This is a genomic window from Pseudomonas sp. stari2, assembly GCF_040760005.1.
GTDB lineage: Bacteria > Pseudomonadota > Gammaproteobacteria > Pseudomonadales > Pseudomonadaceae > Aquipseudomonas.
Genome location: NZ_CP099760.1, coordinates 5,610,062 through 5,636,892 on the forward strand (window position 1 = coordinate 5,610,062; position 26,831 = coordinate 5,636,892).

The 26,831-nt window shown below is 60.0% G+C and carries 20 protein-coding genes; 11 read left to right on the forward strand and 9 right to left on the reverse strand.

Annotation, left to right across the window (positions count from 1 at the left end; translation table 11 throughout):
• Nucleotides 1-15: 15 nt before the first annotated feature.
• A complete protein-coding gene (locus NH234_RS25735; RefSeq protein ID WP_085732861.1) occupies nt 16-2,454 on the reverse strand; it encodes a Lon protease family protein in 2,439 nt (812 codons plus the stop codon).
• A 321-nt stretch (nt 2,455-2,775) separates the two neighbouring features.
• On the opposite strand from NH234_RS25735, the gene NH234_RS25740 reads away from it, so the two are divergent.
• From NH234_RS25740 to NH234_RS25755, 4 genes are all read left to right on the forward strand, one after another.
• Entirely contained in the window at nt 2,776-3,264 is a 489-nt protein-coding gene (locus NH234_RS25740) for a DUF3015 domain-containing protein (RefSeq protein ID WP_007950971.1), read from the forward strand.
• A 95-nt stretch (nt 3,265-3,359) separates the two neighbouring features.
• Nucleotides 3,360-5,213 (forward strand): DUF4105 domain-containing protein, encoded by a 1,854-nt coding sequence (locus NH234_RS25745; protein ID WP_367254695.1) that lies wholly within the window; start codon nt 3,360-3,362, stop codon nt 5,211-5,213.
• Nucleotides 5,214-5,297: 84 nt separating this feature from the next.
• Nucleotides 5,298-5,654: a hypothetical protein gene (locus tag NH234_RS25750; protein WP_085732863.1), complete on the forward strand. Its 357-nt coding sequence runs from the start codon at nt 5,298-5,300 to the stop codon at nt 5,652-5,654.
• Nucleotides 5,655-5,724: 70 nt separating this feature from the next.
• A complete protein-coding gene (locus tag NH234_RS25755; protein ID WP_085732864.1) occupies nt 5,725-6,219 on the forward strand; it encodes a GreA/GreB family elongation factor in 495 nt (164 codons plus the stop codon).
• On the opposite strand, the gene gdhA is transcribed toward NH234_RS25755, so the two are convergent.
• The gene (gene gdhA / locus NH234_RS25760; protein WP_367254697.1) at nt 6,216-7,550 is read right to left on the reverse strand and encodes an NADP-specific glutamate dehydrogenase; all 1,335 of its coding nucleotides are present in this window, start codon (nt 7,548-7,550) and stop codon (nt 6,216-6,218) included. The genes NH234_RS25755 and gdhA overlap by 4 nt on opposite strands.
• Before the next feature lie 193 nt (nt 7,551-7,743).
• Nucleotides 7,744-9,408, reverse strand: coding sequence for an energy-dependent translational throttle protein EttA (ettA, locus tag NH234_RS25765; RefSeq protein ID WP_085689706.1), 1,665 nt, complete (start codon nt 9,406-9,408; stop codon nt 7,744-7,746).
• A 276-nt stretch (nt 9,409-9,684) separates the two neighbouring features.
• Here ettA and NH234_RS25770 point away from each other — a divergent pair, with 276 nt between their 5' ends.
• From NH234_RS25770 to NH234_RS25790, 5 genes are all read left to right on the forward strand, one after another.
• Complete coding sequence (locus NH234_RS25770; protein WP_367254699.1) at nt 9,685-13,533, forward strand: EAL domain-containing protein; 3,849 nt, start codon at nt 9,685-9,687, stop codon at nt 13,531-13,533.
• A gap of 239 nt (nt 13,534-13,772) precedes the next feature.
• Nucleotides 13,773-15,026, forward strand: coding sequence for a serine hydroxymethyltransferase (glyA, locus tag NH234_RS25775; RefSeq protein WP_085655048.1), 1,254 nt, complete (start codon nt 13,773-13,775; stop codon nt 15,024-15,026).
• Nucleotides 15,027-15,302: 276 nt separating this feature from the next.
• Nucleotides 15,303-16,616 carry a C4-dicarboxylate transporter DctA gene (locus tag NH234_RS25780; protein ID WP_085732867.1) on the forward strand — a complete coding sequence of 438 codons (1,314 nt, stop codon included), beginning with the start codon at nt 15,303-15,305 and terminating at the stop codon, nt 16,614-16,616.
• A gap of 49 nt (nt 16,617-16,665) precedes the next feature.
• On the forward strand, nt 16,666-17,370 hold the full coding sequence (locus tag NH234_RS25785; protein WP_367254702.1) for a FadR/GntR family transcriptional regulator: 705 nt from the start codon (nt 16,666-16,668) through the stop codon (nt 17,368-17,370).
• 24 nt (nt 17,371-17,394) lie between these two features.
• The gene (locus tag NH234_RS25790) at nt 17,395-18,090 is read left to right on the forward strand and encodes a GntR family transcriptional regulator (RefSeq protein ID WP_085732869.1); all 696 of its coding nucleotides are present in this window, start codon (nt 17,395-17,397) and stop codon (nt 18,088-18,090) included.
• 13 nt (nt 18,091-18,103) lie between these two features.
• Here the strand turns inward: NH234_RS25790 and yjiA are convergent, their stop codons facing one another.
• From yjiA to NH234_RS25805, 3 genes are all read right to left on the reverse strand, one after another.
• Nucleotides 18,104-19,075 carry a GTPase gene (yjiA, locus tag NH234_RS25795; protein ID WP_085732870.1) on the reverse strand — a complete coding sequence of 324 codons (972 nt, stop codon included), beginning with the start codon at nt 19,073-19,075 and terminating at the stop codon, nt 18,104-18,106.
• Between the two features lie 89 nt (nt 19,076-19,164).
• Complete coding sequence (locus tag NH234_RS25800; protein ID WP_003228401.1) at nt 19,165-19,362, reverse strand: YbdD/YjiX family protein; 198 nt, start codon at nt 19,360-19,362, stop codon at nt 19,165-19,167.
• 15 nt (nt 19,363-19,377) lie between these two features.
• Nucleotides 19,378-21,444, reverse strand: coding sequence for a carbon starvation CstA family protein (locus NH234_RS25805; RefSeq protein ID WP_085732871.1), 2,067 nt, complete (start codon nt 21,442-21,444; stop codon nt 19,378-19,380).
• A 159-nt stretch (nt 21,445-21,603) separates the two neighbouring features.
• On the opposite strand from NH234_RS25805, the gene NH234_RS25810 reads away from it, so the two are divergent.
• Nucleotides 21,604-21,972, forward strand: coding sequence for a PilZ domain-containing protein (locus NH234_RS25810; protein ID WP_085732872.1), 369 nt, complete (start codon nt 21,604-21,606; stop codon nt 21,970-21,972).
• Here the strand turns inward: NH234_RS25810 and radA are convergent, their stop codons facing one another.
• Nucleotides 21,973-23,340, reverse strand: coding sequence for a DNA repair protein RadA (gene radA / locus NH234_RS25815; RefSeq protein ID WP_085732873.1), 1,368 nt, complete (start codon nt 23,338-23,340; stop codon nt 21,973-21,975).
• 143 nt (nt 23,341-23,483) lie between these two features.
• The gene (gene katB, locus NH234_RS25820; RefSeq protein ID WP_367257251.1) at nt 23,484-25,025 is read right to left on the reverse strand and encodes a catalase KatB; all 1,542 of its coding nucleotides are present in this window, start codon (nt 25,023-25,025) and stop codon (nt 23,484-23,486) included.
• Nucleotides 25,026-25,309: 284 nt separating this feature from the next.
• Between katB and mscL the strand changes: the two genes are divergently transcribed.
• Nucleotides 25,310-25,723, forward strand: a complete 414-nt coding sequence (mscL, locus tag NH234_RS25825; RefSeq protein ID WP_085712217.1) for a large-conductance mechanosensitive channel protein MscL — start codon at nt 25,310-25,312, stop codon at nt 25,721-25,723.
• Nucleotides 25,724-25,755: 32 nt separating this feature from the next.
• Here mscL and NH234_RS25830 read toward each other — a convergent pair whose 3' ends face one another.
• The gene (locus NH234_RS25830; RefSeq protein ID WP_367254706.1) at nt 25,756-26,532 is read right to left on the reverse strand and encodes a ferredoxin--NADP reductase; all 777 of its coding nucleotides are present in this window, start codon (nt 26,530-26,532) and stop codon (nt 25,756-25,758) included.
• Nucleotides 26,533-26,831: the final 299 nt, after the last annotated feature.

Sequence of the window (26,831 nt, forward strand, 5' to 3'; positions counted from 1 at the left end):
TGATTGCAACCTGGTTTAAGCCGGTTTGGCCTCGGCCAGCGCCTCCTGCGCCAGTTCCTTCTCGGCTTCTTTCAGGTCTTCTTCGCTGATCATCTCGGCAATCACTCGCAGGCGCTCCACGACCCGCGCGTTGACGCTGCCTTCCGGGAATTCGCCTTCCTCGTTCGGCTCACCGGCAGGCTCGCCAACCAGCAGGCTCAGCGCTTCGTCAGCCTGACGCACCGCGTAAACGTGGAACTGTCCGGCCCGGACTGCGGCCAGTACTTTCTCGTCGAGCATCAGCGTGGCGACGTTGGCGTGAGGAATGATTGCGCCTTGCTCGCCCGTCAGCCCGCGCGCTTCACAGAGGCGGAAGAAACCTTCGATCTTCTCGTTGACCCCGCCCACCGCCTGCACTTCGCCGAACTGGTTGATGGAACCGGTGATTGCGAAACACTGTTTGAGCGGAGTTTTCGACAAGGCCGAGATCAGCGTGCAGGCCTCACCCAGCGACGCACTGTCGCCATCGACGTAGCCGTAGGATTGCTCCAGCGCGATGCTCGCGGAAATCGCCAGCGGGAATTCCTGGGCGTAGCGGCTGCCCAGATACCCGGTGAGGATCATCACGCCCTTGGAGTGAATCGGCTGGCCAAGGTTGACCTCGCGCTCGATGTCGACGATACCGCTGCCGCCCGGGTACACCGTGGCGGAAATCCGCGCCGGCACACCGAACGCCGAGTCGCCGACTTCGAGCACGGTCAGGCCATTGCACTTGCCGACCGCTGCGCCGTCGGTATCGATCAGGATGATCCCCGCCAGCATGTCATCGAGAATCCGCGCCGACACCCGGCCGGTGCGAGTGGCCTTGGCCTTCAGGGCGCGTTCGATGTGGCCGGCGTCAGTCATTTCATCGTTGGCCAGATGCCGGATGAAATCCGCCTCGCTGACCAGTTGGAACAGATCACCGATCCGCGCCGACAAACGCCCCTGGTGCTCGGCCAGACGCGCGCTGTAAGTCGCCAGACGCGCCACCGCATCGGCGGTCAACGGCGCCATGCCTTCTTCCGAAGTACGGGTTTTCAGCAACTGGGCGAATTGTTCCAGGCTTTCGTCGACCATCGGGATGTCTTCGTCAAAGTCCACCAGGACACGGAACATCTCCTGGAAGTCCGGATCGAGGTCCTGCAGCGTGTAATACAGCGACCGCGCACCGATGATGATGACTTTGACATTCAACGGAATGAACTGCGGATTGAGCGTCACGGTGGCGAAACGGCCCATCTCGCCCAGTGGCGATTCCATTTTCAGCTTGCGCGATTGCAGGGCGCGCTTGAGCGCATCCCACACGAACGGCTCGCCGAGCATTTTTTCCGCTTCAAGGATCAGGAACCCACCGTTGGCGCGGTGCAACGCCCCCGGACGCAACTGGCGATACGTGGTGTAGAGCGCGCCCTGATCAGTGGTGTATTCGATGCGGCCGAACAGGTTTTCATAGGTCGGATGCGGCTCGAACACCACTGGCGCACCGCCGCTGAACGGATGCCCGACCATCAGGCTCGGCGAGTATTGCTCTTCCAGCAGTTTGCGCGCCACTGCATCAGTCTTGCTGTCGTCCACCAGTTGCTCAACCACGGTTTTCAACAGGTAGACCTGCATCGCTTGCAGGTAACCGCAGACCGCCGCGTTTTCTGCGTACTTTTCCGACAGCGGCGAAAGCAACGGCTGCAAGGCCAGGGTGATGGTTTCTTCGTTGAGCTGACGCAACTGGTTGCTCGATTCACGCTTCCACTGCGGCAGGCTGGCGAGCTCTTCGTTCAGGCGCTCTTCGAGACCGGAAATGTCTTCGTGGAAACGCTCACGCTCGGCTTCCGGCAACTGGGCGAATTCAGCCTCGTCCAGCGCCTTGCCTTCGAGCATCGGGGTGAACGCGATGTTGCTGCTGTCGCGGTACAGGGCGACGTCTTTTTCCAGGGCCAGACGCTCGATGATGTCCAGCGCCTTGTCGTAACGCTGGTTGAAGGCGCGGTCGATGGCGCTTTTCTTCTGCTGGTAGGACGGGTGTTCGAACACGGCGGGAAAAGTCGACAACAAGTTGTCGATCAAGCCGTTGATGTCACCGATGAACGCACCGGCGGTGCCCGACGGCAACTCCAGGGTGCGGGGTTCGCGCGGTTCATCGAAATTGTTGACGTAGACCCAGTCCGCCGGGGTCTGCAGGCGTTTGCCTTCTGCCTTCAGGTAGCGTTTGACGAACGAGAAACGGCCGGTGCCAGGCTCGCCCATGACGAATACGTTGTAACCGGGGCGTGGCATGGCCACACCGAACTGCAAGGCTTCGACCGCACGTTCCTGGCCAAGCACACCGCGAAAGGGCTCCAGATCATTGGTGGTAGTGAAGCTGAACTGTTCAGCGGAAAACGGACGGGTCAGCGCTTCGGGCGCTAGACGCAAGCTGGCAGCAACAGGATCAGGCATCGGGCTTCCTTAACAATCAGGCGGGGCAGATAGCGGCATTCTGGCGCTGCCCGAGCCCCACTGGCAAGGCGCGCCATACGACAAAGCATAGACAACCGGCCTGTCCACGGTCCGGCCCTGTAAAACCGGGGTTTATTCCAAATATTGTGCAAAAAGTCACGGAACCCTTGGAACGTGCCTAAACTCCAAACTGCGCGGCTGGAACTAATACCGGCCCACTGGCACCACAAGGTCTGTACGAAAACTCGCCATGAGGCTTGTTTGGTAGAGAATCGGGGCCAGAACCCTGTCCATTGGTATGCACACAAAGAGAACAAAGCTATGAAACGGATTCTTCTCGGTACTCTCTTCACCGCTGTATCCATCAACGCCATGGCTCAGGCGCCAGGCGGCCCGGATTGCGGTTGGGGCAACATGCTGTTCGAAGGTCAGCGTGGCACCCCGGCTCACTTCCTGGCATCCACCACCAACGGCACCTCCGGCAACGCGACGTTCGGCATGACGTCCGGCACCAACGGTTGCTCCACCAACGCCTCGCTGACCTATGGCGGCAAATCCTGGTTTGCCATGAATGGCATGATGAACGAGCTGTCCGAAGACATGGCAAAAGGCAACGGCGAAGCGCTGACGACCTATGCCGTGGTACTGGGCGTGGCGCCGGAAGACCGTGCGCACTTCGCCGCCGTCACTCACGAGCACTTCCAGCAGATCTTCAGCAAGGCTGACGTGACCGCCGAAGACGTGCATACCAACACCCTGGCCGTTCTGAAAGCAGACCCTCGTCTGGCCAAGTACGCGACTCAGGCTTAAGCTCGACCCCACCCGCTTCTTTCGGGAAGCGGGTTTTGTTTTTTCGGCCCGTCCCTCTTTGGGTCTTTTGTTTCTTTCGACTTAAGTTGCCACCTATGCTCAAACGCCTTGCCTGGCTGGCGCTGTGTGTCTGCGCCCCGCTATCCGCCGCGCCCCACATCAACCCTCAACGTTTGCAGCAACTGGCCAACGATCGCTTCTGGATTTCCCTCGGCCACTACGAAACCGCCAAGCTCGGCGGCTGGCGCAGTTACGTCAGCGACAAGAAGTTCTTCCTGGCCGCCGACGGCAACGAGCACCCCGACCACGAACTGGCCGCCACCGTCCAGGCGCTGTATGCCCCGGTCAGTCTCGGTGGGCAACACGCCCAGTGCGTCTACCCGGCGCGCACCCGCTGGCTGAAAGATCAACTCAACCTGACCGACCTGCCATCGCCGGACTGCTCCGAATTCAAGAAATGGTTCAAGGACGTCTCGCCCCACAGCGCGGTGATGATTTTCCCGGCGGCCTACCTCAACAGCCCGTCGTCGATGTTCGGCCACACCCTGCTGCGCATCGACCAGGCTGACGTGCAAAGCGACAAGACTTCGCTGCTCAGTTACGCGATCAACTTCGGCGCCTACATCGAAGGCTCGGACAACAGCATCCTGTACGCCTGGAAAGGCCTGATGGGTGGCTATCCGGGACTGTTCGCGCTGGTGCCGTATCAGGAAAAACTCTCGGAATACCGCAGCCTGGAAAACCGCGACCTGTGGGAATACCGGCTCAACCTGACGCAAGCCGAAACCGCACGCATGGTCGAGCATGTGTGGGAGCTGAAGCAGATTCAGTTCGACTACTTTTTCTTCGATGAAAACTGCTCCTATCGTCTGCTCGAACTGTTGCAGGTCGCCCGTCCGAGCCTGCGCCTGACCGAGCAATTCCCGCTGACCGCGATCCCGACCGACACCGTCAAAGCCGTGAAGGAAGCCGGACTGGTCGAGCACATCGAATACCGCCCGTCCCGCGAGCGTGAATTGCTCAGCCGCGCCGAACCCCTGACCGGCGAAGAACAGGACTGGGTGCTGAAAGTCAGTGCCGACCAGCAACAATTGCAGGACCCGGCCTTCAAGGCCCTGCCCCGTGACCGGCAAGCGCTCATCGTCGACGCCGCGTATCGACTGGAACGTTACCGCGCCAACGGCCAGGAGCGTGATCCGCAGCGAGCGCAGCGCAGTTTCGAACTGCTGCGGGCGATCAACAAGAACCCGGCACCGGAGCTGCAAATCCCGCAGCCGGGGCTGCCCGAGGACGGGCACGAGTCCCGCACCTGGCAGGCCGGTCTCGGCACCCGAGGTGACCGCGCGTTCGGCGAGTACGGCTTGCGCATGGCCTACCACGATCTCAACGACAACGCCGAGAGTTTCCCCCTCGGCGCGCAGATCGAAATCCTGCAAATGAAGCTGCGCCAGTACGAAGGCAATCACTGGCAGTTCCAGCAACTGGATCTGGCGACCATCCGCTCACTGACGCCGCGCAATGCGCTGTTGCAGCCACTGTCGTGGCAAGTCACCGGAGGTCTGGAGCGGGTGCCGGGCAAGCATGACGACGAAACCCTGGTCAGCCATGTCAACGGTGGCGGCGGTGGAACCTGGGCGCTGGGTGACGATGTACTGGGTTTTGCCCTCGGCACCGTGCGCGTTGAACACAACAATGATTTCGCCGAATTCGTTTCCCCCGCAGGCGGTTTCAACACCGGCGTGTTGTGGAAAAACCCGTTGGGCAATCTCAGTGTGGAGGCCAAGGGCGATTACTTCTTCAATGGCGAAGTGCGCCGCAGCCTGAGCCTGAACCAGCAGTGGGAGTTATCCCGCAATCTCGGCCTGCGCCTCAGCGCCCAGCGTGAATTCAGCCATCTGGCAACACCTGAGACCGAGGTGATGCTTGAGGTGAAGTGGTATCACTACTGAGGTTTTGATCTTTCTTTCACGCCTCATCGACGAATCCGCTTCTAGACTTTCCCTATCAGCCGGATAACGGCGCGGGAGAGTGTGATGTGGCGGTATGCGGTTTTTGCGGGCGTGTTGCTGATGCTGGGTGGCTGTCAAAGCACCCACGAAGATCTGATTGCCAAGGGTTACCCACCGGCGTTCGCCGACGGTTTCGATGACGGTTGCATCAGCGGTCGTCAGGCGGCCGGCTCGATCAGCGGCGAGTTTCGCAAGAATGTGCCGCGCTACCTTAAGGACAAGCAATACGCCGAGGGCTGGAGCGACGGTTTCCGCCAATGTCAGGCGATGCTGGAAAACCGGGATCGCGAAGACTATCGCAACGAACATTGGGACGAGCGCGAACGGGCCTGGCAGCAACAGAAGGATCAGGGCGCCGCGCGGGCTTATCGCTCGCAGTAGGTCGTTTCCAGACATCCAGTGAAACTCATTGCCTGCGAACATGGCCCAACGGTTGTCACAGGAGGTCACCATGAGCCGTGCTTTCGTCAACGAAGACAACGCCGCCGCGCAGGCCGATCAGCCAGTCGAACGGCAGGTCAGCACTCAACCCAATTACGTCACGCCGCAAGGGCTTGTCCAGTTGCAGACGAAAGTCGCCGAACTGCAGACGTTGCACGCCGAACAGTCTGCCAAGGGCGAGCAAGCCGACAAGCAGCGACTGGCCGACCTCGAACGGGATTTGCGTTATTTCAATCAACGGGTCGGCAGCGCCCAGGTCGCGCTCGCCCCGACCTCGACCGACAAGGTGCAGATCGGCAGCTGGGTGACTTACGCCGATGAACACGCCACCGAGCGCCGGGTGCAACTGGTCGGCGAAGATCAGGCCGATGCGGCCAACGGCCTGATCAACTGGGCCTCACCGCTAGGCCGTGCACTGCTCGGTGCCCGGCTCAACGACGAAGTGCTGTGGCAGCGCCCGGCCGGCAATCAACTGATCGAAGTGATCCGAATCGATCTGCCTTAAACCACGCCTTGCGCCAGCATCGCGTCGGCGACTTTGACGAAACCGGCGATGTTCGCGCCTTTGACGTAGTTGATCCGCCCGTTTTCCTCACCGTAATGCACACAGGCATGGTGGATCGACTGCATGATCCCGTGCAGCTTGCTGTCCACCTCGCCCGCCGTCCACAGCAGGCGCATGGCGTTCTGCGACATCTCCAGACCGCTGACCGCCACGCCGCCGGCATTCGATGCCTTGCCCGGCGCGAACAGAATGCCGGCTTCGATAAAGATATCCACAGCCTCAAGAGTGGTCGGCATGTTCGCGCCCTCGGCCACACAGATGCAGCCGTTGTGCAGCAGGGTGCGGGCAGCTTCAGCGTCGAGTTCGTTCTGGGTGGCGCATGGCAACGCGATATCGCACGGCAACGACCATGGCAGCTGACCGGCGCGGAACTCCAGGCCAAACGCCGCCAGTTCGCTGATCCGTCCACGCCTGACGTTTTTCAGCTCCAGCAGCGCCAGCCACTGCTCTTCGCTCAGGCCGGCCTCGCAATACAGCGTGCCTTCGGAATCGGACAGGGAAATCACCTTGCCGCCCAGATCCATCACTTTGCGAGCCGCGTACTGGGCAACGTTGCCGGAACCGGAGATCGCCACGCGCTTGCCTTCGACGGTCTGCTCGCGGCGCTTGAGCATTTCCTCGGCGAAATACACGCAACCGAAACCGGTGGCTTCCGGGCGGATCAGGCTGCCGCCGTAGGTCATGCCCTTGCCGGTCAGCACGCTGGTGAACTGGTTGCTCAGGCGCTTGTATTGGCCGAACAGGAAACCGATCTCCCGTGCACCGACACCGATATCGCCCGCCGGCACGTCCACGTCGGCACCGATGTGGCGGTATAGCTCGCTCATGAACGCCTGGCAGAAACGCATGACTTCGGCGTCACTCTTGCCCTTCGGATCGAAGTCCGAACCGCCCTTGCCGCCGCCCATGGGCAGCGAGGTCAGGGAGTTCTTGAAGGTCTGCTCGAAGGCGAGGAATTTCAGCACGCCCAGATTCACCGAAGGGTGGAAGCGCAAACCGCCCTTGTACGGGCCAATGGCGCTGTTCATCTGGATGCGGAAACCGCGGTTGACCTGGACCTTGCCCTGATCGTCGACCCACGACACCCGGAACACCACCGCCCGTTCCGGTTCGCAGATGCGCTCCAGAGCTCCCGACGTCAGATAGTGCGGATGGGCTTCGAGAAACGGCCACAGGCTGCGCAGGACTTCTTCGACGGCCTGGTGGAATTCGGGTTGATCCGGATCGCGCTTTTTCAGACGGGCGAGGAAGGATTCAACGGATTCGATCATGGGAAAAGTCTCGGCAAATTTGTTGTCGTTGGAAGAGATTGAGCCGGACTGTAACAAACGACATGTACACAGCAACAGACAAAAATGTCGCATTTATGAAAACAAATAGTACACACGCTATAAAACAGTCTGCATTGCAGGCAAAAAAAAGCGGAGCCCGAAGGCTCCGCTTTTTCATGCAACCAACCCGTAATCAGGCCAGTTTCTTGTGGCGTACCCGATGTGGCTGGGCCGCTGCTTCGCCGAGGCGCTTTTTGCGATCGGCTTCGTACTCGGTGTAGTTGCCTTCGAAGAACACCGCTTGCGAGTCGTCTTCGTACGCCAGGATGTGAGTCGCGACGCGGTCAAGGAACCACCGATCGTGAGAGATCACAATGGCGGCGCCCGGGAAGTCCAGCAGGGCTTCTTCCAGGGAACGCAGGGTTTCAACGTCGAGGTCGTTGGACGGTTCGTCGAGCAGCAGGACGTTGCCGCCCTCCTTCAGGGTCAGCGCCAGGTGCAGACGACCGCGCTCACCACCGGACAGGTCCTTGACGAACTTCTGCTGATCGCCGCCCTTGAAGTTGAAGCGACCGACGTAGGTACGCGACGGGATCTCGTAGTTGCCGATGCGGATCTGGTCGGAACCGTCGGAGATCTGCTGGAAAACGGTCTTGCTGCCGTCCAGGTCTTCGCGGCTCTGGTCAACGCAGGCCAGTTGCACGGTTTCGCCGATCTCGATGCTGCCGGAGTCCGGAGTTTCCTTGCCCATCAGCATGCGGAACAGGGTCGACTTACCGGCACCGTTACCGCCGATCACGCCGACGATGGCGCCTTTCGGCATCGAGAACGACAGGTTGTCGATCAGTACACGATCGCCATAGCCCTTGGTGACGTTCTTGAATTCGATGACCTTGTCGCCCAGGCGTGGACCGGCCGGGATGTAGATCTCGTTGGTTTCCGAACGCTTCTGGAATTCCTGCGACTGCATTTCTTCGAAGCGTTGCAGACGAGCCTTGGATTTCGACTGACGGGCCTTGGCGCCTTTGCGCACCCACTCCAGTTCTTCCTTCATGGCTTTTTCGTGAGCCGATTGCTGCTTGGATTCCTGGGCCAGACGCTCGGACTTGGCTTCCAGCCAACCCGAGTAGTTGCCCTCGTAAGGAATGCCCGCGCCGCGGTCGAGTTCCAGAATCCAGCCGGCGACGTTGTCCAGGAAGTAACGGTCGTGCGTGATCGCGACCACAGTGCCCGGGAAGTCGTGCAGGAAGTGTTCGAGCCACGCAACGGAGTCGGCGTCCAGGTGGTTGGTCGGTTCGTCGAGCAGCAGCATGTCCGGGGCGGACAGCAGCAGACGGCACAGGGCCACACGACGCTTTTCACCACCGGACAGGTGTTCGACCTTGGCGTCCCAGGCCGGCAGACGCAGCGCATCGGCGGCGACTTCCAGTTGACGCTCCAGGTTGTGACCGTCGCTGGCCTGCAGGATCGCTTCGAGCTTGGCCTGTTCGGCGGCCAGCTTGTCGAAGTCGGCGTCCGGGTCGGCGTAGGCGGCGTAGACCTCGTCCAGACGCGCTTGCGCATCCTTGATCACGCTGACCGCTTCCTCGACCACTTCACGCACGGTCTTGGTCGGATCAAGTTGCGGCTCTTGCGGCAGATAACCGATGTTCAGTTCCGGCATCGGGCGCGCTTCGCCTTCGAATTCGGTGTCGACGCCGGCCATGATCTTCAGCAGCGTGGACTTACCCGAACCGTTGAGGCCGAGTACGCCGATCTTGGCGCCCGGGAAGAAGGACAGAGAAATGTTTTTCAGGATTTCCCGCTTCGGCGGAACAACTTTGCCCAGCCGATGCATGGTGAAGACGTATTGAGCCATGGAGAACCTTGGGTCAGTGACTGATGAATGATTGGGACACAGGCAATGCCTGGCCAGACCGTGCGCGTCGTTCACTGGAGGATATCAATGCGTGCGCGCGGAAAGTCTAGGAGCTGGAACGCTCCCGCGTAACCGGCAAAGCTACCTGAATGACAGAAGGCAGTCCAGCCGAGCGGGGCTGGCACTTCGCCACAACTCAAGGCATGCTAGCCGCCCTTTGGGCGTCCGGCTTATAGTGCACGTCGCGCCAGTCCAGCCAAACCGCAGGATTACAGCTTGTCCAATGTCACTCCGCCAGCCTCTGTGAGCAGCACCCAACCGGTGCCCGGCTCGTCCCTGCGCGGAACATTGAAAGGCGCGCTGGCGACTTTGGTGCTGTTGCTGCTGGCGTTGCTGTTCTGGCAACTGCTCGATCAGTTGCGTGAAACCCAGAAAAACCAGCGCCAGTACACCATCGATTACACCGCCGATCTCGCCTCGCAAGTCAGCCTGAACATGTCGCTGAACGCGCAGATCGCCCTCAATCTGCTACCGATCGTCGAACAGCCGCAGTCCACCGACGAACAGCAGACGCTGCTGCGCAAGCTGCAGAAATCCCTGCCTGATCTGCAGAGCATGGCTTTGCTCAGCCCGTCGGGAAAAATCCTCAGCGACAGCGCCACCGACAGCAAGGACGCCGACTACCTCAGCGACCTGGTCCGCCGCAGTCACGCCCAGGCACATTACTTCAGCAACGCCGACGACGGCTCGGTGGTGCATCTGTTGCTGCATCAGGCCAGCGGCAGCACTCGCGGTTATTGGGCACTGCGCCTCACCCCGACTTTCTTTGCCTCGCTGACCAAACAGGGTGACAGCGGAATCCGCCCTTTGTGGCTGGTGGAAAATCGCATCAACCATCAGATCATCAGCCGCGACGAAGCCCAGCCGACCACCAAGACCAGCACCCTGACGCCTGACGATCTGGCCAACAGCGTGCTGACCGTGCCGCTGAGCAGCAGCGACTGGCAACTGCGCGGACTGTTCGACCGGCAACACGTGCTCGAAGAATTGCTGCCGGCGTTCATCGGCAAATGCCTGCTGGGCCTGGCGTTGTCCCTGCTGCCGTTCATTGCCTTGCTGAACATGCGCCGCCGCCAGCGCCAGGTGCATGAAGGACGACGTCGTTATCAGGATATTTTCGAAGGCACCGGTGTGGCGCTGTGTGTGCTGGATCTTTCGGGATTGAAACAGGTTTTCGAAAAGACCCAGATCCAGACCAGCGACCAGCTCAAGGCCTGGCTCGACCAGCCACAGCAACGCCAGCAATTGTTGCAGGAACTACGAGTCACCGAGGTCAATCAGGTGGCGTTGCAACTGCTCAACGTCAATTCCTGCGAGCACGCCTGGCAACTGCTGATCGACGGTCATCCGCACAGCCAGTGCGCGATCGGCAATCAAGTGCTCGATGCCGTACTCCAGCAGCAAAAGCAGCTGGAACTGGAAATCAAACTGCCGGACATCAACGGCCGCGACCAGCACCTGTGGCTGGTGTTGCGTTTGCCTCACGAACAGCACGACTACAAAGCCGTGATCCTGAGCATCAATGACATCACCAGCCGCAAGCTGATCGAACTGTCACTGCTGGAGCGCGAAGGCTTCTGGTCGGACGTGGTGCGTACCGTGCCGGATCATCTGTACGTGCAGGATGTGATCAGCCAGCGAATGATCTTCAGTAACCACCATTTGGGCCAGACCCTCGGCTACAACCGCACCGAACTGCACCAGATGGGCGAGTACTTCTGGGAAATCCTCCTGCACCCGGAAGACGCCGACTATTACCACCGCTCGCGGCAAATGCAGCGTCATGCAGGTTACAGCCAGTTGCTGCAATGCCAGTTGCGTTTCCGTCATCGCGACGGCAAGTGGCGGCGCTTCGATATCCGCGAACAGGCGCTGGCCCGGGACAAGCACGATCAGGTCACGCGGATCATCGGCGTGGCCAAGGACATCACCGAGCAGATAGAGGCCAGCGAATCCCTGCGTGACAGCGAACAGCGCTACCGGATGCTCGCCGAAAGCATCAGTGATGTGATCTTCTCCACCGACAGCAAGCTCTCGCTCAACTACGTCAGCCCGTCAGTGCAAGCGGTGCTGGGCTACGACGCCGAGTGGATTTTCCAGAACGGCTGGCAGTCGACCATCGCTAATCCGCAGCAATTGAGCGGCATCTATCTCCTGATGGATCGGGTCAGCAAAGCGTTGGGCAAACCCGAGCAACTGGTGATTTTGCGTAGCCAGGTACAGACCCAGTTGTTCCTGTTCGACTGCCTGCGCGCCGATGGCCGCAAGATCCCGATCGAACTGCGTCTGGTGCTGGTGTGGGACGAGCACGGTGCGTTCGAAGGCGTGCTCGGGGTCGGTCGTGACATCAGCCAGCAGCGCCGCGCCGAGAAAGACCTGCGCATGGCGGCCACGGTATTCGAGCACTCGACCTCGGCGATCCTGATCACCGACCCGGCCGGTTACATCGTTCAGGCCAACGAAGCGTTCAGTCGTGTCAGCGGTTACGCGGTGAGCGAAGTGCTCGACCAGTTGCCGAACATGCTCACCGTCGACGAACAACAGGATGCGCACCTGCGCTACGTGCTCAAGCAATTGCATCAGCACAGCACCTGGGAAGGCGAAGTCTGGCTCAAGCGGCGCAACGGCGAGCACTACCCGGCGTGGGTCGGCATCACTGCGGTGCTCGATGACGAGGGCGATCTGGCGAGTTACGTGTGCTTCTTCAGCGACATCAGCGAGCGCAAGGCCAGCGAGCAGCGCATTCACCGTCTCGCCTACTACGACGCCCTGACCCACCTGCCGAACCGCACGCTGTTCCAGGATCGTCTGCACACCGCGCTGCAATCGGCCGACCGGCAGAAGTCGTGGGTGGTACTGATGTTCCTCGACCTCGACCGTTTCAAACCGATCAACGACTCCCTTGGTCATGCTGCCGGCGACCGCATGCTCAAGGACATGGCCACGCGGTTGCTGGCCTGTGTCGACGATGACGACACCGTGGCGCGGATGGGCGGCGACGAATTCACCCTGCTGCTGCAACATCGTTCCAGCCGCGAGATGGCGCTGAACCGTGCGATCCACGTGGCCGAGCAGATCCTCGCCAGCCTCGTTCGGCCGTTCGTGCTCGAAGGTCGCGAATTCTTCGTCACCGCCAGTATCGGCATCGCCCTGAGCCCGCAGGACGGCAACGAACTCAGTCAGTTGATGAAGAACGCCGACACCGCGATGTACCACGCCAAGGAGCGCGGCAAGAACAACTTCCAGTTCTATCAGGCCGACATGAACGCCAGCGCGCTGGAGCGCCTGGAACTGGAAAGCGACCTGCGCCACGCCCTCGAGCAGAACGAATTCGTGCTGTATTACCAGCCGCAGTTCAGCGGCGACGGTAAACGTCTGACCGGTGCCGAAGCCCTGCTGCGCTGGCGTCATCCGCGTCGCGGGCTGGTGCCGCCGGGGGACTTCATCCCGGTGCTTGAAGAACTCGGGCTGGTGGTGGACGTCGGCGACTGGGTGATCAGCGAAGCCTGTCGCCAGCTCAAGACCTGGCACCAGAGCCGTGTGCGCGTACCGAAAGTCTCGGTAAACATTTCCGCCCGGCAGTTCTCCGACGGCCAGCTCGGCACGCGGATCGCCACCATCCTCAAGGAAACCGGTCTGCCGCCGGCGTGCCTGGAGCTGGAGCTGACTGAAAGTATCCTGATGCGTGAAGTCAGCGAAGCGATGCAGATCCTTGCCGGCCTGAAGAACCTCGGCCTGAGCATCGCGGTCGACGACTTCGGCACCGGCTACTCATCGCTGAACTATCTCAAGCAATTCCCGATCGACGTGCTGAAGATCGACCGCACCTTCGTCGACGGTTTGCCTTCCGGCGAACAGGATGCGCAGATCGCCCGGGCGATCATCGCCATGGCCCACAGCCTCAATCTGGCGGTGATCGCAGAAGGCGTGGAAACCCATGAACAACTGGACTTCCTGCGCGAGCATGGCTGCGACGAGGTTCAGGGTTATCTGTTCGGGCGGCCGATGCCGGCCACCCGCTTCGAGGCGCAATTCAGCAATGACGCGCTGTTCATGTTCGACTGAAGATCGGTGGGGTGGCCTCCGCAAGCAGGCTCGCTCCCACAGGGATTGATGTCGATCACGCAATCCTGCCGCCAACCCGGCTATTGTGCGAACCGGCTGGCCAGGAAAAGGCCGGCACGGACGCCACACATCTGGTCATGAACGCCACTTGTCTGCGACATGATGTCGTTTCATATGCCATCCAAAACCCGATGGGTTAGAATGCCCCCCTTTTCTGCCCCCGATCCTTGAGGACCGCCATGTTCAGCCGTGATTTGACTATTGCCAAGTACGACGCCGATCTTTTTGCCGCCATGGAGCAAGAAGCCCAGCGCCAGGAAGAACACATCGAGCTGATCGCTTCGGAGAACTACACCAGCCCAGCGGTGATGGAAGCTCAAGGCTCGGTTCTGACCAACAAGTACGCCGAAGGCTACCCGGGCAAGCGCTACTACGGTGGTTGCGAGTACGTCGACGTTGTTGAGCAACTGGCCATCGACCGCGCCAAGGAACTGTTCGGCGCCGACTACGCCAACGTTCAGCCGCACGCTGGTTCCCAAGCCAACGCCGCTGTCTACCTGGCCCTGCTGTCGGCCGGTGACACCATCCTGGGCATGAGCCTGGCTCACGGCGGTCACCTGACCCACGGCGCCAGCGTTTCCTCCTCCGGCAAGCTGTACAACGCCATCCAGTACGGCATCGACGCCAACGGCCTGATCGACTACGACGAAGTCGAGCGTCTGGCGGTTGAGCACAAGCCGAAAATGATCGTGGCCGGTTTCTCTGCCTACTCGCAGATCCTCGACTTCCCGCGCTTCCGCGCCATCGCCGACAAGGTTGGCGCCTACCTGTTCGTCGACATGGCTCACGTGGCCGGTCTGGTCGCCGCTGGCGTCTACCCGAACCCGGTTCCATTCGCTGACGTCGTGACCACCACCACCCACAAGACCCTGCGCGGTCCTCGTGGTGGCCTGATCCTGGCTCGCGCCAACGCCGACATCGAGAAGAAGCTGAACTCCGCTGTTTTCCCGGGCGCCCAGGGTGGCCCGCTGGAGCACGTGATCGCCGCCAAAGCGATCTGCTTCAAGGAAGCACTGCAGCCTGAGTTCAAGGCTTACCAGCAACAAGTGGTGAAAAACGCCCAGGCCATGGCCGGCGTGTTCATCGAGCGCGGTTTCGACGTGGTTTCCGGCGGTACTGAAAACCACCTGTTCCTGCTGTCGCTGATCAAGCAGGAAATCTCCGGTAAAGACGCCGACGCCGCTCTGGGCAAAGCGTTCATCACCGTGAACAAGAACTCCGTGCCAAACGACCCACGCTCCCCGTTCGTCACTTCCGGCCTGCGCTTCGGTACTCCGGCTGTGACCACTCGCGGCTTCAAGGAAGCAGAGTGCAAAGAGCTGGCCGGCTGGATCTGCGACATCCTGGCTGATCTGAACAACGAAGCGGTGATCGACGCCGTTCGTGAGAAAGTCAAAGCCATCTGCAAGAAACTGCCGGTATACGGCGCTTAATCGCGACGTTAAACCCGCAGCATGAAAAACCGGCCAGTGATGGCCGGTTTTTTTTCGTCTGCGAAAAAGTTTTCAACCCCGAATGGCTCAAGGTCGGGGCCTGGCGCATAACTGGTAAGACCGGTCATGCCAATTCGTCATTTTTCACTTGCGATCCGTAAAAAACAGCGCCTAGACTGCATCCGCACTGGACATACCGGTAAGACCACAATAATTAAGTCCTGAATCTGATGCGCCCCGCGCACGGCAGCCAGGACACCGACCAGGATTCCTCCCATGCTCAGATGGTGCTCGCGTTCAATCTTCCTCCAAGTGGTTCTCGGACTGGTGCTCGGCATCGTCTGCGGGCTGACCCTTCCTGAATACTCGGCCCAGCTGAAACCGCTCGGCGACGGTTTCATCAAACTGATCAAAATGCTCATCGGCCTGATCGTGTTCTGCGTGGTGGTCAGCGGCATCAGCGGCGCCGGCGACCTGAAAAAGGTCGGGCGCATCGGCCTCAAGTCGGTGATCTACTTCGAAGTGCTGACCACCATCGCTCTGGTGATCGGTCTGGTGTTCGCCTTCAGCACCGGGATCGGCAGCGGCGCCAATATCCATCTGGAGCAGCTGTCCGCCGCCGACATGGGCGACATCGCCGAGCGCGGCCAGCACATGCACACCACCACTCAGTTCCTTATGGATCTGATTCCGACCTCGGTACTCGGCGCCTTCGCTGACAACAACATCCTGCAAGTGCTGTTGTTCTCGGTGCTGTTCGGCAGCGCGCTGAATCTGGTCGGCGAAGCCGCTTCCGGCATCTCTCGACTGATCAACGAACTGAGCCATGTGATTTTCCGGATCATGGGCATGATCGTGCGTCTGGCGCCGATCGGCGTGTTCGGTGCCATCGCCTTCACCACCAGCAAATATGGCCTGGATTCGCTGCAACATCTGGGCAGTCTGGTCGGCCTGTTTTATCTGACATGCATCGCGTTCGTCAGCGTGATTCTCGGTCTGGTGATGCGTGCCTCCGGCCTGCGCATGTGGCCGCTGCTCAAGTACCTGCGCGAAGAACTGCTGATCGTCATGGGTACCGCGTCCTCCGACGCCGTGCTGCCGCAGATCATGCGCAAACTGGAACACTTGGGCATCGGCAGCTCCACCGTCGGGCTGGTGATTCCCACCGGTTACTCGTTCAATCTCGATGGATTTTCGATCTACCTGACCCTGGCCATCGTGTTCATCGCCAACGCCACCGGCACACCGCTGGCCATGACCGATCTGCTGACGATTCTGCTGGTGTCGCTGATTACCTCCAAAGGAGCCCACGGCATTCCGGGTTCTGCGCTGGTGATTCTGGCTGCGACGCTGACGGCCATCCCGGCAATTCCGGTGGTCGGTCTGGTGCTGGTACTGGCGGTGGACTGGTTCATGGGCATCGGCCGGGCACTGACCAACCTGATCGGCAACTGCGTCGCCACCGTGGCCATCGCCCGTTGGGAAAAGGACATCGACGTGCAGCGGGCGAACAAGGTGCTCAACGGCGAGCAGGGCTATAACTTTCAGCCGAGAAAAACGGCCGCTCAAGCGGCGGCCAAAGAATTCTGAATGAGCGCCGTGCCTGCGCACCTGCAGGCACGGCTCGTGGAGCAAACACGTGATTACTACATCAACCGTCGTCAACTCAGTGGTAGAAAAACTCCGGGCCGCCCTCGCCCGTGGCCAGTGGCGCTCCGGCGAAATGCTGCCGGGCCAGCGCGAACTGGCCGAGCAACTGGGCATCAGCCGCCCGAGCCTGCGCGAAGCGGTGATCGTGCTGGAAACCCTCGGCCTGGTGCGTTCGATGCCGGGCAAAGGCGTAGTGGTGCTCGACGCCCAGGCCAGTGACAACCAAATCCACGACAGCGCGGTAGCCGGCGCCAGCCTCGAAGATGTGCTGCAACTGCGCTACACCCTCGAGCCGTTCATCGTCGGTCTGGTGGCGCAGTCGATCAGCAGCAAGGAAGTCGGGCAACTGCGCCTGACCTTGATGGACATGCGCGAAGCCCTCGAAGCAGGTGACAGCGAGGCCGGGGTCAGCGCCTATATCGCCTTCCACGAAGAACTGTTCACCCTGACCTCGAACCCGATTTTCCAGAGCGTGGTGCAGCAGACCAGCAACGCCCTCAAGCAGAGCGCCGAAGTGCTGCGCAATTCACCGGAACACCTGGCCGAACGCCTTGAGGAAAACGAAGCTGTGGTACGTGCGATCCGCAGCAAGAACAGCGCTCAGGCCAGTGCCGAAATGCGCCGGCACATCCTGCGTGAAGGCCAGCGCATGGGCATCGAACTGAACATTCCGGATGACAACCTGAACACCTGAAACACCTCACACTGGAGACCGGCCATGAACAGTCTTGCTACGCCGTCGAACCCTCGCCCGACCTCGGCGGCCCTGCCCTTCTCCCGCCTGCAAGCGCCGGTGGACGATCTCTATCCGCGCCTGCTTGATGCGATCCTCGAACAGCGCCTCGATGCCGCCAGCCGTTTCACAGAAGAGAGTCTCAAGCACATGTTCGGTGTCAGCCGCGCCGATGTGCGTCGGGTGCTGACCCAGCTGTCCCACGAGCAGATCATCGTGCTGCGGGCCAACCATCGGCCGCGGGTTGCTGCGCCGGACGCCGAGCAGACCCGTCAGGCCTTGCACGCCCGGCGTCTGGCCGAGAACACGCTGGTGCGACTGGCTTGTCAGCATGCGCAGGCTGAGGATCTGAAACGCCTGCGCGCGTTGATCGAATGCGAACGTCAGGCTGTGGATAAAGACCGACGCGGTGCGGCGATTCGCCTGTCCGGGGAGTTTCATTTGCAGTTGGCGAAAATGGCCGGGAATGCACCGTTGGCGCATTTTCTCGGCACGCTGGTGCCGTTGACCTCACTGGCGATTGCGCGTTGCATTGAAAGAGCGCACAGCTGTTGCGGTTGGCAGGACCACGCCCGGATCGTCGAGGCGATCGAGCGTGATGACGCCGCCGAGGCCGTGTCGCTGATGAACCGTCATCTGGATCATCTGGAACAGACGATTCTCAGCGGTTCCACGCACTGAGACAGCGGCGGACTCAGTTCGCCGCCACCCTGGCAAACCCCGCCCGGATCTTCTCTTCCGGCAAATCGTCGGCGATAAACACGATCACGCTTTCCCGCGCCTCGCTTTCGGCCCACTCGGTGTCCCAGTCGAAGCCGTAGAGTTTCAGCACGCCCTGAAACACCAGCCGACGATCTTCGCCCGCAATGTTCAGCACGCCCTTGTAGCGCAGCAATTGCTTGCCGTGCTCTTCCAGCAATTCGTTCATGAACTCGCTGAGCTGATCGATATCCAGCGGCTGATCGGTACGCAGCACCAGACTGGAAATCCGGTCGATGGACGGCGCCTTGCTGACCGGTCGCAGGCTCACCCCACCGCCGAGATCGGCATTGAGGTTGAAACCGCGCACATCGAGCAATTCGGCCAGATCAATGTTGCCGTGTTCGACCACGCGAATCGGCGCACGGCGGTTGATGCGGGTCAGGCGCTCACTGAGCGTGGTGAACGCAGCCTCGTCCACCAGATCGGTCTTGCTCACCAGCAAGCGGTCGGCAAAACCGATCTGTGCCTGGGCGATGGTCTGGGTCAGGTGCAGCTCGGCATGGGCCGCGTCGACGAGGGTGATGATGCCGTCGAGCAAGTAGCGTTCACGCAGTTCTTCGTCGATGAAAAACGTCTGCGCCACTGGCGCCGGGTCTGCCAGGCCGGTGCACTCGATGACCAGCCGATCAAAGGCGATTTCACCGCTGTCCAGCCGTTCGAGCAGCAGGTACAGGGCTTTGGTCAGGTCGGTGTGAATGGTGCAGCAGACGCAGCCGTTGGCCAGGGTCATGACTTGCACCGGCTCGTCGCCCAGCAGTTGGGTGTCGATGCCGGCGTCGCTGAATTCGTTTTCGATCACGGCGATTTTCAGGCCGTGCTCGGCTTTCAACAGATGACGCAGCAAGGTGGTCTTGCCGGCGCCGAGGAAACCGCTGAGCACCGTGACCGGGATGGGAGAAGACAAACTCGATCTCCTTCAATTGCACAAATAAAAATGGGAGCAGGTCGAAAGACCTGCTCCCACCTCACCTCTGATGAACCGCGATCAGCGGCTCAACAGCACTTCGGCCCACCCTTGCCACCGTAACGGGCTTCCTGACGTTCGCGAAAGAACATCTCGTAGCTCATCACCGGTTTGTCCGGGTGTTTGGTTTGCATATGCTCGACGTACGTGTCGTAGTCGGGCATGCCGACCATCAGGCGCGCGGCCTGACCGAGGTATTTACCGAGGCGACTCAGGTCATTGAACATGGTGCAATCCTCTGGTTACGCGTCCGGCAGAGCCTGGAACGGCGATTCTTTATCCGTACGCTCTTTTTTGCCCCAGGCGGCGATGCCGACCTTGAGCGCATAGAACAGGATGCTGAATACCACGAACAGGAACAGCGCGGTCAGCGTTGCGTTGGTATAAGCGTTGAAGATCACGTGCTGCATCTGTTCGACGCTCTTGGCCGGTGCGATCACCTGGCCTGCGGCCAGTGCATCGCTGTACTTCTTGGCCAGCGACAGGAAGCCGACGGCCGGGTTGGCGTCGAACAGCTTGATGAAGCCTGCGGTCGTGGTGCAGATCAGCAGCCAGGCCGCCGGCAGCAGGGTGACCCAAATGTAGCGCTGACGCTTCATCTTGATCAGGACCACGGTGCCGAGCATCAGCGCGATACCGGCCAGCATCTGGTTGGAGATACCGAACAGCGGCCACAAGGTGTTGATACCACCCAGCGGATCGATCACGCCCTGATACAGCAACCAACCCCACATCGCCACACAACCGGCGGTGGCGATCAGGTTGGCGGTCCAGGATTCGGTACGTTTCAGCGCCGGCACGAAGGAACCGAGCAGATCCTGCAGCATGAAGCGCCCGGCACGGGTGCCGGCGTCCACAGCGGTCAGGATGAACAGCGCTTCGAACAGGATCGCGAAGTGGTACCAGAACGCCATGGTGTTTTCACCCGGCAGGACACTGTGCAGGATCTGCGCGATACCGACCGCCAGGGTCGGGGCACCACCGGCACGGGCCAGAATGGTGGTCTCGCCGATGTCATGGGCCACGGCCTGCAGAGCATCCGGGGTAATCGCAAAGCCCCAGTTGCTGACTGCAGTCGCAACCGCCACCACATCACCGCCGACCACGGCAGCCGGGCTGTTCATGGCGAAGTACACGCCAGGTTCGATCACCGAAGCGGCAACCATGGCCATGATGGCCACGAACGATTCCATCAGCATGCCGCCGTAACCGATGTAACGGGCGTTGGTTTCGTTATCCAGCAGTTTCGGCGTGGTGCCGGACGAGATCAATGCGTGAAAGCCCGATACCGCGCCGCAAGCGATGGTGATGAACAGGAACGGGAACAGACCGCCCTTCCACACCGGACCGGTGCCGTCGACGAACTGGGTCAACGCCGGCATTTTCAGCTCGGGCATGGTGACCAGAATGCCGATCGCCAGTGCGATGATGGTACCGATCTTGAGGAACGTGGACAGATAGTCACGTGGCGCGAGAATCAGCCAGACCGGCAACACAGCGGCAACGAAGCCGTAACCGATCAGCATCCAGGTGATTTGCACGCCGGTGAAGCTGAAGGCCTTGGCCCACACCGGATCAGCGGCAATCTGCCCGCCCAGCCAGATCGAACCGAGCAGCAGCACCACGCCGATCACCGAGATCTCGCCGATGCGACCCGGGCGGATGTAACGCATGTAGATGCCCATGAACATCGCAATCGGGATGGTCGCCATCACGGTGAAGATGCCCCAAGGGCTCTCGGCCAAGGCTTTGACGACGATCAGCGCCAGCACCGCGAGGATGATGATCATGATCAGGAAGCAGCCGAACAGCGCAATGGTACCGGGGATACGGCCCATTTCTTCACGCACCATGTCGCCGAGCGAACGGCCGTTGCGACGGGTCGACATGAACAGAACCATGAAGTCCTGCACCGCGCCCGCCAGCACCACACCGGCAATCAGCCACAGCGTGCCGGGCAGGTAGCCCATCTGCGCCGCCAGTACCGGACCGACCAGTGGTCCTGCGCCGGCGATGGCCGCGAAGTGGTGTCCGAAGAGAATGTGTTTGTTGGTCGGAACGTAGTCCAGACCGTCGTTGTTGAGCACGGCGGGGGTGGCCCGGCGTGGATCGAGTTGCATCACATTGTTTGCGATGAACAGGCTGTAGTAACGGTACGCAACCAGATAAATGGCCACCGCGGCGACCACGATCCACAAGGCGTTGATCGCCTCGCCTCGGCGCAATGCCACTACGCCCAGGGCGCACGCTCCTACGATTGCCAGCACTAGCCAGGGTAAGTGGCGCAGCGGGCTATTATTATTTTTCATTTTATTATTCCAGCCAGGGTGGACAAGAAAGACAGCCACCCCGAGTTTAGCGCTACTGGCGGCAAAGGCCATACCCCGACATTGGTCGGACGCCCTGCCTGACTGGCAACACTCGACGTGGCGGGTCTATAGTCAGCGAACCGTCCAGAGGATTGCGCCATGAGCGAGCACCCGTCCGAGCGTCGCCGCTTCAAACGTATCGCGTTCGATGCCAGAACCGAATTGAGCCAGGGCGAGTACATCTGGCCGGTGAAGCTGATCGACCTGTCGCTCAAGGGATTGTTGATCGAGCGGCCGGATCCGTGGCTGGGGGATGAAACGCAGGACTTCAACGTCGACATTCACCTGAGCGACGACACCGACATCCAGATGGACGTGCAACTGGCACACGATGATCACGGCCAACTGGGCTTCCAGTGCCGGCACATCAGCCTGGAATCGATCCAGCGCCTGCGCCGCCTGATCGAACTCAACCTCGGGGATGAGGCCGAGCTCGAACGGGAGCTTGGCGCGTTGATGGAGCTCTGATTACTCGAAGAGTGAATCCAGCGCCTGCTCCAGACGCGTCACCGCAATGATCTGCAACCCTGCCGGCGCTTCTTTTGGCGCGTTGCCCTTGGGCACGATCGCGCGTTTGAAGCCGTGTTTGGCGGCTTCCTTCAACCGCTCCTGACCGCTCGGCACCGGACGCACTTCGCCGGACAGGCCGACTTCACCGAACACCAGCAGATCATGAGGCAACGGACGGTTGCGCAGGCTCGACATGACGGCGGCCATCAACGCCAGGTCGGATGCGGTTTCCAGCACCTTCACCCCGCCGACCACGTTGAGGAACACGTCCTGATCGTGGGTCGGAATGCCGCCATGCCGGTGCAATACCGCCAGCAACATCGCCAGACGGTTCTGATCCAGGCCTAAGGTGACCCGACGCGGATTGGCCAAGTGACTGTCATCCACCAGCGCCTGGACTTCCACCAGCATCGGTCGGGTGCCTTCCCACGTTGCCATCACCACACTGCCCGGGACTTCTTCCTGAGCGCGTGTAAGAAAAATCGCCGAAGGGTTGGAGACTTCTTTCAGGCCCTTGTCGGTCATGCCGAAAACGCCCAGCTCGTTGACTGCGCCGAAACGGTTTTTCACCGCCCGCAGCAGGCGCAACCGGCCATCGGACTCGCCTTCGAAATACAGTACGGTGTCGACCATGTGCTCCAGAACGCGCGGGCCGGCCAGTGCGCCTTCCTTGGTCACGTGGCCGACCAGGAAAATCGCCGTGCCGCTTTGCTTGGCGTAGCGCACCAGCAACGCCGCACTTTCGCGCACCTGGGACACGCCGCCCGGTGCTGATTGCAGTTGTTCGGTGAAGATCGTCTGGATCGAGTCGATCACCATCACCTTGGGTTTTTCCTGGCGGGCGGTGGCGATGATGGTTTCGATGCAGGTTTCGGTCATCACCCGCAGTTGATCCTGCGGCAGCCCAAGGCGACGCGCGCGCATGGCAACTTGCTGCTGGGATTCCTCACCGGTGACATACAGCGCCGGCATGGTCTTGGCGAGGTTGCACAGGGTCTGCAGCAGAATTGTCGACTTGCCGATACCCGGATCACCGCCGATCAGCACTACCGAGCCGTCCACCAGACCGCCGCCGAGCACTCGGTCCAGTTCGCCGGAAGCTGTGGAAAAACGCGGTATCTCTTCGATGCTGACTTCGGCCAGGGTCTTGATTTGTGCTTGCTGACCCGCCCAGCCAGTGCGCCCGCTCGGGGCGGCGGCACCGCCGCTCTCGACCATGGTTTCGGTCAGGGTATTCCAGGCGCCGCATTCGCCGCACTGCCCGGCCCACTTGGGAAAGGTTGCGCCGCACTCGGTGCAGCCGTACATGCGCTTGGCCTTGGCCATCAGAACCCCCGACAAAAACCGCGATGATAACGCAGCCTTCGCCGATCAGCGCGGCGCCGCGGTACGGATTTCCCCGCTGGCCTGACGCGCGGCGCTGCTGCCGGTCAATCCCCGACAATTGCCGGGGATTGAAAGGGTCGCTGTCAGTCGACCAGTTTCGCCGCCAGGGCCTTGACCCGATTCAGGTCGCCCTTGGCGACTTTGGTCACACCGGTGCCGTATTCCGGATCCGCCTTATAGAGGAAGGACAGCATGATGTGCTTGCTCTCGTCATCGGTGCTTGCCAGCGACCCGCCGAAGCTCTCGATCAGATCCTGACGCTCCTTCTTGCTGAACGAGCGATACAGATCACCGGCCTGCTTGAAGTTCTGCTCACGCTGAATCTTCGCCTGTTGTGTGCTGCCCTGCAGAGCGGTCTGGCTATAACGCGCGCTTTGCGTTTCTTCACGTGGTTGCAGGCGGCTTGGCTGATAGTTGACACCCGAGTGACTCGCACCGGCATTCATCGTGCCATCCTGATTACCATTGTTGACCGGTACTTTTGCAGCATTGATCGGCAACTGCAGAGCATTGGCGCCAAGGCGATACATCTGGGTGTCGGCATAGGCAAATATCCGGCCTTGCAGCAGACGATCTTCAGATGGCTCGATTCCCGGCACAACATTCGAAGGTGCCATGGCCACTTGTTCAGTTTCCTGGAAGACGTTCGAAGGATTACGGTTCAAGACCATTTGTCCAACTTTTCGCTCTGGAATACCGGGCCAGGTCTTGGTTGCATCAAGAGGATCGAAATCAAACTTTGACAAGTCTTGCGGTTTCAGAACCTGAATGTATAAGTCCCACTTCGGGAAATTTCCCTTATTGATATTAGTTACCAAATCATTAGTCATGTGACTGTAGTCACGACCCTGCACTTGCTCGACCTGTTTTGGATCGAGATTTTTTATCCCCTGCAGACTTTTCCAGTGAAACTTGACGTAATGCACTTCGCCCTTATCGTTAACCAATTTGTAGGCGTGCACACTGTTGCCATCCATTTCCCGATAACTGGCCGGTGTCCCTGAGTTGGAATACAACTCGGTCAATGTACGAGTGGCTTCAGGTATATGGGAGAAGAAGTCGAAACGGCGGGAATCATCGTCCAGATTGGTACGCGGATCAGGCTTGAAGGCATGCACCATGTCCGGGAACTTGATCGCGTCGCGGATGAAGAACGTCGGGAAGTTGTTTCCCACCAGGTCCCAGTTGCCGTCTGCTGTATAGAACTTGGTCGCGAAACCCCGTGGGTCACGCAGGGTTTCCGGTGAATGGTTGCCGTGAACCACAGCAGAGAAACGCACGAACACCGGCGTGACCTGGCCGACAGTGAACACTTTGGCCTTGCTCAGATCGCTCAGATTGTTGGTCGCGGTGAACGTGCCATGAGCACCGGTGCCACGAGCATGCACGACGCGTTCGGGAATACGCTCGCGATCAAAGCGTTGCAGCTTCTGGATCAGTTGCACGTCCTGCAACAACACCGGGCCGTTGGCACCGGCGGTCTGCGAATTCTGATTGTCGCCCACTGCGGCACCGTTATCCCGGGTCAGGGGTGCGGCATTCACGGAAAAGCTCAGCAGGCTGGCGGCGAGTACGCCAAGCGTACGGCGATGGGGAACAGCCCCGAGGCCAAGAGTGGAATTCATTTCAGGCTCCTCTGTTTTTTGAAGCGCATCCAGGTGCGCCAAACAGAGGCTAGAAGCTCGGCCCGCCAAACATAAATAGAAAGATCGTAACGCCATGATTGATCAATTTTTCTTCAAAATCAGGCGTTTGTAGCGTATATCGCGCGCGATTAGTGGCACTTTGCAAACTAATCGCGAATTGATGTGTCGATAAAAACGAGCATTGTAAGAAGGTGTTTCGCGCAGGACGCGTTTTGCTGATTTACACTGCGTACACCAAACTCATCTGTAACAAGGAAATAACTATGGGCGTGCTCAGCGAGTTCAAGGCCTTCGCGGTCAAAGGCAATGTGGTCGACATGGCCGTCGGTATCATCATCGGTGCGGCCTTCGGCAAAATCGTTTCGTCGTTTGTCGGTGATGTGATCATGCCGCCAATCGGCCTGCTGATCGGTGGAGTGGACTTCAGTGATCTGGCGATAACCCTGAAAGCCGCCGAGGGCAGCGCCCCCGCAGTCGTGATGGCCTACGGCAAGTTCATCCAGAGCATTCTGGACTTCATCATCGTCGCGTTCGCGATTTTCATGGGCGTCAAAGCCATCAACCGCCTGAAACGCGAAGAAGCCGTCGCTCCGACCTTGCCGCCAGTGCCAACCAAGGAAGAAGAGTTGCTGGGCGAGATCCGCGATCTTCTCAAGGCCCAGAACAACCGGCCTTGAAGACTGAAACGGCGCCTGAGGGCGCCGTTTTCTTACCAGTAGTTTTCCACCGCCACCTGTCCTGGTCGACGGGTCAGACTCAAGGCCATGCCGCGTTGCTTGAGCAAGGCCCGGGTGTCATCGATCATCTGCGGATTACCGCAGAGCATGACTCGCGAATGCACCGGAGTCAGCTCGACACCTGCCACCCTCTCCAGTTCGCCATTTTCGATCAGTGTGGTGATGCGCCCGTTGAGAGCGCCGGCATAACGCTCACGAGTGACCACCGGAATGAACTGAAATTTGTGCGCATATTCCGCCAGATAGTCGCGCTGCGTCAGTTCGGCAATCAGTGGTTGATAGGCCAGCTCCCGCGCCTCTCGCGCACTGTAGACCAGGATGATTCGTTCAAACTTCTCCCAGACCTCGAAGTCCTGCAGGATCGACAGAAACGGCGCCACCCCCGTGCCTGTGGATAACAGCCAGAGATCTCGACCATCAATGAAGCGATCCAGCGTCAGATAACCAAAGGCCTGGCGCTCTATCAGCAAGGTATCCCCTGCTTTCAGACGGCTCAGCTCGCTGGTGAATTCGCCGCCCGGCACCACGATGGAAAAAAATTCGAGAAACTCGTCGAACGGCGATGACACCATCGAGTAGGCGCGCCACACCGTACTGCCGTCCGCGCGCGTCACGCCAATCCGCGCGAATTGCCCGGCGCGGAAGCGGAAACCGGCATCCCGCGTGGTACGCAAGGTGAACAGGTTCGGGGTCAGCGGTTGTACATCGAGTAATGTCTGGCGGCTGAATTTTTCGCTGCTGGCAGTCATCGATTCACTCCATCAACAATGACTCGATTGTTACGCATAATTGCACAACAAAACACCGACAGTTTGTGATGGAATTTCAAAGTGCCACTAGTTTTAAAACTCTAAAATAGTCGACCTGAAAATCAGAATTGTTTAAATGGTCTCACACATATAAAGACTTTTTCAGAGATATTCCAAATAGAGCCACTGTTCAAGAACAAAAAAATCCAAACAGCTTCGTAGGAAGCATCCTACACTCGTCTCCGTGCCACCCACTTTGGATCCAATATGGCGCCCCCCCGAATTAATATTTTGGAGAA

What these genes read in the sequence shown, in the direction of transcription:
- NH234_RS25735 (WP_085732861.1), bottom strand. Translation starts at nt 2,454, where the DNA reads ATGCCTGATCCTGTTGCTGCCAGCTTGCGTCTAGCGCCCGAAGCGCTG.
- NH234_RS25740 (WP_007950971.1), top strand. Translation starts at nt 2,776, where the DNA reads ATGAAACGGATTCTTCTCGGTACTCTCTTCACCGCTGTATCCATCAAC.
- NH234_RS25745 (WP_367254695.1), top strand. Translation starts at nt 3,360, where the DNA reads ATGCTCAAACGCCTTGCCTGGCTGGCGCTGTGTGTCTGCGCCCCGCTA.
- NH234_RS25750 (WP_085732863.1), top strand. Translation starts at nt 5,298, where the DNA reads ATGTGGCGGTATGCGGTTTTTGCGGGCGTGTTGCTGATGCTGGGTGGC.
- NH234_RS25755 (WP_085732864.1), top strand. Translation starts at nt 5,725, where the DNA reads ATGAGCCGTGCTTTCGTCAACGAAGACAACGCCGCCGCGCAGGCCGAT.
- gdhA (WP_367254697.1), bottom strand. Translation starts at nt 7,550, where the DNA reads ATGATCGAATCCGTTGAATCCTTCCTCGCCCGTCTGAAAAAGCGCGAT.
- ettA (WP_085689706.1), bottom strand. Translation starts at nt 9,408, where the DNA reads ATGGCTCAATACGTCTTCACCATGCATCGGCTGGGCAAAGTTGTTCCG.
- glyA (WP_085655048.1), top strand. Translation starts at nt 13,773, where the DNA reads ATGTTCAGCCGTGATTTGACTATTGCCAAGTACGACGCCGATCTTTTT.
- NH234_RS25780 (WP_085732867.1), top strand. Translation starts at nt 15,303, where the DNA reads ATGCTCAGATGGTGCTCGCGTTCAATCTTCCTCCAAGTGGTTCTCGGA.
- NH234_RS25790 (WP_085732869.1), top strand. Translation starts at nt 17,395, where the DNA reads ATGAACAGTCTTGCTACGCCGTCGAACCCTCGCCCGACCTCGGCGGCC.
- NH234_RS25800 (WP_003228401.1), bottom strand. Translation starts at nt 19,362, where the DNA reads ATGTTCAATGACCTGAGTCGCCTCGGTAAATACCTCGGTCAGGCCGCG.
- NH234_RS25805 (WP_085732871.1), bottom strand. Translation starts at nt 21,444, where the DNA reads ATGAAAAATAATAATAGCCCGCTGCGCCACTTACCCTGGCTAGTGCTG.
- NH234_RS25810 (WP_085732872.1), top strand. Translation starts at nt 21,604, where the DNA reads ATGAGCGAGCACCCGTCCGAGCGTCGCCGCTTCAAACGTATCGCGTTC.
- radA (WP_085732873.1), bottom strand. Translation starts at nt 23,340, where the DNA reads ATGGCCAAGGCCAAGCGCATGTACGGCTGCACCGAGTGCGGCGCAACC.
- katB (WP_367257251.1), bottom strand. Translation starts at nt 25,025, where the DNA reads ATGAATTCCACTCTTGGCCTCGGGGCTGTTCCCCATCGCCGTACGCTT.
- mscL (WP_085712217.1), top strand. Translation starts at nt 25,310, where the DNA reads ATGGGCGTGCTCAGCGAGTTCAAGGCCTTCGCGGTCAAAGGCAATGTG.
- NH234_RS25830 (WP_367254706.1), bottom strand. Translation starts at nt 26,532, where the DNA reads ATGACTGCCAGCAGCGAAAAATTCAGCCGCCAGACATTACTCGATGTA.